Source organism: Butyricicoccus sp. OF27-2pH9A, assembly GCF_027693185.1.
GTDB classification, from domain to species: domain Bacteria; phylum Bacillota; class Clostridia; order Oscillospirales; family Butyricicoccaceae; genus Agathobaculum; species Agathobaculum butyriciproducens.
Genome location: NZ_JAQEXK010000045.1, coordinates 1 through 2458, shown reverse-complemented (window position 1 = coordinate 2458; position 2458 = coordinate 1). Strand labels below are relative to the sequence as shown.

1 protein-coding gene and 1 pseudogene are annotated in these 2458 nt (G+C 55.5%); both read left to right on the top strand.

Going from position 1 to position 2458, the window contains the following annotated elements:
- Positions 1-1879: AAA family ATPase (locus PG722_RS13845; protein WP_270580875.1), on the top strand; the 1879-nt coding region annotated here is incomplete at its 5' end.
- An 85-nt stretch (positions 1880-1964) separates the two neighbouring features.
- Positions 1965-2458 (top strand): annotated as a pseudogene (locus tag PG722_RS13840) (type IV secretory system conjugative DNA transfer family protein); the annotation flags it as partial.

The window sequence follows — 2458 nt, the reverse complement described above, 5'->3', positions numbered from 1 at the left end:
AGACCGCGCCAACCAAGCCGACCTTGTTTCTTTCCTGCAATCACAGGGAGAGCAGCTTACCCGCGCCGGAAATGAATACCGCTGGAAGCGGCACGACAGCCTGACCGTCCGGGGAAACAAATGGTACAGGCACAGCCAGAGTAAGGGCGGCGGCCCCGTTGACTTCCTCATGGAGTTTTTCGGCAAGAGCTTCACCGAAGCCGTTGAAATGCTGACAGGAGAAAAAGGCGAAGCACCGCCGCCGGACAGACCAAGCTCCGCGTCCCTATCCGACTTCCGATTGCCGCCCCCAAACAGCGACAACCGAACAGCGAGGAACTACCTCACAGCAGCCCGCCGCATTGATGAAGATGTGACGGGCTTTTTCTTTGCCACCGGGGATATTTACGAGGAAGCCGCCCACCACAACGCCGTATTCGTAGGGCGGGACGAGGACGGAGTACCACGCTACGCCCACCAGCGCGGCACAGCCGGGAGCTTCCGGCTTGATGTGAAAGGCAGCGACAAAGCCTTTAACTTCTGTTACCAGGGCGAGGGCGAAAGATTGTTTGTCTTTGAAGCCCCGATGGACCTCTTATCTTTCCTCTGCCTGTTCAAAAAGGGCTGGCAGAAGCAAAGCTACCTGTCATTGGGCGGCGTGGGCGAAAAAGCTCTGCTCCGCTTTCTCTCTGACCGTCCGAACATCAAGATCGTTTACCTCTGCCTTGACAACGACAACGCCGGAAACGATGCTTGCAGCCGCCTTGCAGAGCTTGCGCCGGAGGGCTTGACCGTCAACCGCCTTATCCCTCTTTTCAAGGACTGGAACGAGGTATTGCAGCACCGGGCAGAAATCACAGACGGGAAGTATATCAGGGAAGCGATTTACGGCTTGAAAGAGCCAACCCAGGAAGAAACCGTTGAGATTATCCGCATGAGCGAGGTTGACACACAGACCGTTGAATGGCTATGGGAGCCGTATATCCCCTTTGGGAAAGTAACCATAGTACAGGGCAACCCCGGCGAGGGCAAGACCACCTTTGCCCTACGCCTTGCCGCCGCCTGTACCACCGGGGGAACGCTGCCGGGAATGAAGCCCTTGCCGCCATTCCAAGTGATTTACCAGACCGCCGAGGACGGTTTGGGAGATACCGTCAAGCCACGCTTGATAGAAGCAGAAGCCGACCTTGACCGGGTTCTTGTGATTGATGAAGCAAAACGGGAGCTTACTCTGTCCGACGAGCGCATAGAGAAAGCAATCGTACAGAACGGGGCGCGGCTGATTATCCTTGACCCCATACAGGCGTACATGGGTGAAAAAGCCGACATGAACAAGGCTAACGAAGTGCGCCCTATCTTCCGCCGCCTTGCCGAAGTCGCGGAGCGTACCGGGTGCGCCGTTATCCTTATCGGACATTTGAACAAAGCAGCCGGAGGACAGAGCGCGTACCGGGGATTAGGTTCTATCGACTTCCGAGCCGCCGCGCGGAGCGTGCTTTTAATCGGGCGCGTGAAGCGTGAGCCAAATGTGCGCGTTATCGTCCATGACAAATCTTCCCTTGCGCCGGAGGGGAAGCCTGTTGCCTTTTGCCTTGACCCGGAAACAGGCTTTTCATGGATAGGCGAATATGACATAACCGCCGACGAGCTGCTGTCCGGCGCGGGCGGGAACACCGCCACCAAAACCGAACAGGCCGAGAAGCTGATACTTGATTTACTGGCAGACGGAAAGGAGCTTGCCAGCGAGGACATTGTAAAAGCCGCAGCCGAAGCCGGAATATCCGAGAGGACGGTACAGAACGCCAAGCGCAACATGGGCGGCATTTTGGGCGCAAGGCGTGTCGGCGGTCAATGGTACAACTTCATCAAGAAGAAGCAGCCACCCGAAACCGCAAGCTGAAAGTGCAAAACGCAGACCCTTTGCACTTTGCACTTTCGCACTTTCACGATAATTTGCGTCAATAACTCAAAAAAGCACTTGACAAAACGCTTCATGGGGCACCGCCAAGGACATTGCCCCGTACATCGACCCCAAGTTTGAAAACAACATCCTGCTGACCCAGACTGAACGCCTGACCATGACCGGGCGGCCCAAAGACCCCAAGACGGCCCGGAACAAGAATGTACTGGTGATCGGCGGCTCCGGCAGCGGCAAGACCCGCTTCTATGTGAAGCCCAACCTCATGCAATGCTTTCCCACTTCCGATTATCCTATCTCATTCGTGGTCACTGACCCAAAAGGCACACTGGTTCTGGAAACAGGCCAAATGTTCCAGCGGGCAGGCTACCGAGTGAAAATCCTGAACACGATAAACTTTTCCAAGTCTATGAAGTACAACCCCTTTGTTTACATCCACTCGGAAAAGGACGTGCTGAAACTGGTGAACACCCTGATTGCCAACACCAAGGGCGAAGGTGAAAAATCGGCGGAAGATTTTTGGGTGAGTGCGACTCGTTCGCAGGCGGTAAAAAGTCTGCG